At 58.0% G+C, this 4,103-nt stretch carries 3 protein-coding genes and 1 tRNA gene; 2 read left to right on the forward strand and 2 right to left on the reverse strand.

Annotation, left to right across the window (positions count from 1 at the left end; translation table 11 throughout):
• The first annotated feature begins 120 nt into the window (after nucleotides 1–120).
• A complete protein-coding gene (locus NW815_RS07410; protein ID WP_414415854.1) occupies nucleotides 121–1,737 on the forward strand; it encodes a B12-binding domain-containing radical SAM protein in 1,617 nt (538 codons plus the stop codon).
• Between the two features lie 6 nt (nucleotides 1,738–1,743).
• Here NW815_RS07410 and NW815_RS07415 read toward each other — a convergent pair whose 3' ends face one another.
• Both NW815_RS07415 and NW815_RS07420 read right to left on the reverse strand, forming a co-directional pair.
• On the reverse strand, nucleotides 1,744–2,262 hold the full coding sequence (locus NW815_RS07415; RefSeq protein ID WP_414357478.1) for an inorganic diphosphatase: 519 nt from the start codon (nucleotides 2,260–2,262) through the stop codon (nucleotides 1,744–1,746).
• A gap of 283 nt (nucleotides 2,263–2,545) precedes the next feature.
• A tRNA-Asn gene (locus NW815_RS07420) sits at nucleotides 2,546–2,617 on the reverse strand.
• A gap of 224 nt (nucleotides 2,618–2,841) precedes the next feature.
• On the opposite strand from NW815_RS07420, the gene yidC reads away from it, so the two are divergent.
• Nucleotides 2,842–4,032, forward strand: a complete 1,191-nt coding sequence (gene yidC / locus NW815_RS07425; protein WP_414415855.1) for a membrane protein insertase YidC — start codon at nucleotides 2,842–2,844, stop codon at nucleotides 4,030–4,032.
• Nucleotides 4,033–4,103: the final 71 nt, after the last annotated feature.

The raw sequence follows: 4,103 nt of genomic DNA on the forward strand, positions 1-4,103 counted from the left end.
AATCTGCATTGGTGAAAGATGCTAGCTTTTGTTAGCATGCAGGAGCCAAAAAAGTTCGGCAGGCAAATCAAAACTCTTCCGAGCCGGAACCCAAACCTCAATCCAACACAGCGGGATCCCTTGGCTAGTTCAGAGTTTGCCCTGGAGCAGTTGCTCTTCGCCCCGGCCACGCCTGACCCCGACGCGGTGCGGGTAATCTATGCCTTTCCCAACACCTACGCAGTGGGGATCACCAGCCTGGGCTATCAAGTCATCTGGAGTCTGCTGGCCAGCCGCCGAGATGTGGCCGTCTCCCGCCTCTTTACGGATCTGGCTGAGCCCCTGCCCCGGGAGCCGGAGCTGTTCGGCTTTTCCCTATCCTGGGAGCTGGATTATGTCCATATCCTGGCTCTGCTGGAACGACACGGGATCCCTCCCAGATCTGAGGAGCGGGAAGAAGCCCACCCCTTGGTCTTTGGCGGCGGCCCGGTACTGACAGCCAACCCTGAGCCCTTTGCCGAGTTTTTTGACCTGATCTTGTTGGGGGATGGGGAAGGTCTTCTGGAGAAGATGATCGAGGTCTATCGGGAGGTGCGCCAGGGATCCCGGGCTGAGAAATTGCAGGCGCTAGCGCAGGTGCCAGGGATCTATGTGCCCGGCTTGTATGAACCCCAATACCGGGAGCCCGACGGCCCGGTGGAGAAGGTGCTCCCCAAAGTGGCCGGGATCCCCAGCTCCATTCGCAAACACACCTTCCGCGGCAACACCCTCTCGGTTTCCACAGTAGTCACCCCCAAAGCGGCCTGGGAGAGCATCTACATGGTGGAGGTGGTGCGCAGTTGCCCGGAGATGTGTCGGTTTTGCCTGGCCAGCTATCTCACCCTGCCTTTCCGGGTGGCGGATGTGGAGGGGCATTTGATCCCGGCAGTAGAGCGGGGGCTGCAGGTCACTCAGCGGATTGGGTTGCTGGGGGCTTCTGTAACCCAGCACCCCCAATTTGAGCAGTTGCTGGAGCACTTGGCCCAGGATCGCTTCGAGCAGGTGCGTCTCAGTTTGGCCTCGGTGCGCACCGCTACCGTAACCCCACGTCTGGCGCAGGTACTCTCCCGCCGGGGCAGCCAGTCCATTACGGTGGCCATCGAAAGTGGCTCAGAACAACTGCGCCAGATCATCAACAAGAAGTTAAGCAACCCGGAAATCTTGGCAGCAGCAGCCCACGCCCAGGCTGGAGGTCTGAAGGGCATTAAGTTCTACGGCATGGTAGGGATCCCGGCGGAAACCCAGGCGGATTTGGAGGCCACAGTGGATCTTTTCCAAGAGCTCAAAAAAGCGGCTCCCGGCCTGCGCCTAACGCTGGGGTGCAGCACCTTTGTGCCCAAAGCCCACACCCCTTTTCAGTGGTACGGAGTGGATCCCCAAGCCGAGAAAAAACTGCAGTTTTTCCAGAAACACCTGCGTCCCTTGGGGGTGGAGTTGCGCCCGGAAAGCTATAGCTGGTCCGTGATCCAGGCCCTCATCTCGCGAGGGGATCGGCGGGTGGGAAAGGTCTTGCAGTTGGCGCGGGACTTTGGGGAATCCTTGGGGAGCTACCGGCGCGCTTTCAAAGAGCTTAAAGGGCAACTGCCGCCTCTGGATTACTACGTGCACAGCCACTGGGATCCAGCGGATCCCTTGCCTTGGCAACACATCGAAGGGCCCCTCACCCTGGAGCGACTGTTGCAACATCGCCAGGAAGCTCTTTCTGTTCGTATCTCTTGAAAATACCTATTTGGGTTGTTTGCAAGCTGCGATGCTGCTGGCAATAATCGCCTCGGTTTCGGCCAAGCCTTTCCAGCCCAAGATCTGGGTTTCTTTCTTTTCCAGGCGCTTGTAGGTGGCGAAAAACTCCGCGATCTCATCCAGGCGGTGCTGGGCGATGTCTTCCAGCTTGGTCACCGAAGCATAGCGGGGATCCTTAGCAGGCACACACAGCAGCTTCTCATCGGGATCCCCGCCGTCGATCATCTGCAACATGCCCAAGGGTCGCACCGTGACCACACACCCTGGGAAGGTGGGCTGATCCATGATCACCAAGCCATCCAAGGGATCCCCATCCCCGGCCAGCGTATTGGGCACAAAGCCGTAGTCGTAAGGGTACTGCACCGAGGAATAGAGCACCCGATCCAGCGCCATCGCTGCCATGTCTTTGTCGAACTCATACTTGTTTTTGCTGCCGCCGGGAATCTCAATCAAGATGTTGAGCAGGCCGGGCTTGGGTTGGGCAGGGATCCGCGACAGGTCGATCACAGCAAGCACCCTCGGATTGGGAATAGACAGCCAGAGGGTATTCTGACATACTCCTTGCCCCAAAGGACAGAGACTCTTGACACTTGCCGGGAACAGGCGGGACGAAACCCTTAGCCGCCTTCACATTGCTTCACATTATTTTCTCCACGTCTGGCTTAGCGTCGCATCTTCCTCGACGAGATGGGAGACTGGGTTTTCTCTCCCCCTTTCCCTCAGCAGGCCCAGAGCCGCCTGGAAGGATAGGGTTCCGGATCCGGCTTCCTTGATTGGCTCAGACATACTCCCCGGGCAAGATTCGAACTTGCGACCAATCGGTTAACAGCCGACCGCTCTACCGCTGAGCTACCGAGGATCAAGCGTTTCTCATCATAGGGGAAGAAAGGACTGCTAGGCAACTGCCGGCGGGGGGTTCTTGTTGGGCCTTGGGATCCCTGTTCAGTGGAGCGGGCTTGATTTTGCTCAATTGCTCGCCTTTCTCAGGTCTATCTGACGGATCCAGGGGACAAACCCTGAAAACGCCCTCGTCAACCGAACGGAAGCCATTACAATGGTTACGGACATTTGCCAGCGCCCCTCATGGACTTCGGAGTCGGATTTCTCTCCAACAACGTCATGCTGCCGATCCTGGATTTTTTCTATGGGATCGTGCCCAGCTATGGACTGGCCATTATCTTCCTGACGTTGGTGATCCGCTTTGCCCTCTACCCGCTTAATGTGGGATCCATCCGCAACATGCGGCGCATGAAGGTGATCAGCCCGGTGATGCAGCGGCGGATGCGAGAACTCCAGGAGAAATACCGAGACGACCCGCAGAAGCTTCGGGAAGCCCAGGCCAAGCTTTACAGCGAGCTGGGGGCCAATCCCTTGGGGGGCTGCCTGCCACTGCTCATTCAAATGCCGGTGCTGTTTGCCCTGTTTGCCACCCTGCGGGGCTCCCCCTTTGCAGCGGTGACCTACGATGTCAACTTGCAGATCCTGCCGGCGGAAATGGCGGCTGAGGTGGTGCCCGCCCCCTACGTCAGCCCCAGCAAGAACATTTTTGTCACCGACTCTCTCCACAAGCCGGTGGTGCTGGTGGAACCCAAAGGCACCAAGGTTGCCGTTGGGGAGGAGGTGCAATTTCTGCTTCAAGGGCCGGGGGGCAAGCCTTTTGAGCAATTGGTGGCCGAAGCGGGTGGGGATCCCAATCTGTTACAGCCCACCTGGAAGATCACCAAAGGAGAAGATCGTGCCCAGATCAAGCCGGATGGCACCTTGCTGGCTCTGCAGCCGGGGGATGTGACCGTGCAGGTGTCTATTCCCGGTTTGGCCTCTGACACCGGCTTTCTGTTCATCGACAAGTTGGGCCGTGTGGGAGCCTTCGACGAGGATGGCACCATCCACTGGGATATCATCGCCATGATCGTCATCTTTGGGGTGTCCATTTACCTGAACCAGTACCTAACCAATGCCGGACAGGATACCGGCAAAGAGGATCCCAGCCAAAGTTCTATGGCTCGGATCACCCCTGTGCTGTTCTCGGCGATGTTCCTGTTCTTCCCTTTGCCGGCAGGGGTTTTGCTCTACATCCTCGTCTCTAATATCTTCCAAACGGTGCAGACTTTCCTGCTCTCGCGGGAGCCGTTGCCGGAGAACTTACAGCAATTGGTGGAAGAGGAGCGCCGTCGGGCTGCCCAGACGATAACGGTGGAGGCCAAGGAAGTGGAGAAATCGACCAAGCCTAGAGCAGCCAAGGAGGGACGGGAATCCTTGCCCTTTGAGCCCTAGGGGATCCTCGCTGTTGGGGTGGACTTGTGGTGGAGTGTTGATACCTGATACATTTACGCTGAACACTGCTG

This window comes from Synechococcus sp. R6-7, from assembly GCF_047461695.1.
In the GTDB taxonomy this organism is placed as follows: domain Bacteria; phylum Cyanobacteriota; class Cyanobacteriia; order Thermostichales; family Thermostichaceae; genus Thermostichus.

Bases quoted from the DNA above. Each gene is read 5' to 3' on its own strand.
- yidC (WP_414415855.1), top strand. From the start codon at position 2,842: ATGGACTTCGGAGTCGGATTTCTCTCCAACAACGTCATGCTGCCGATC.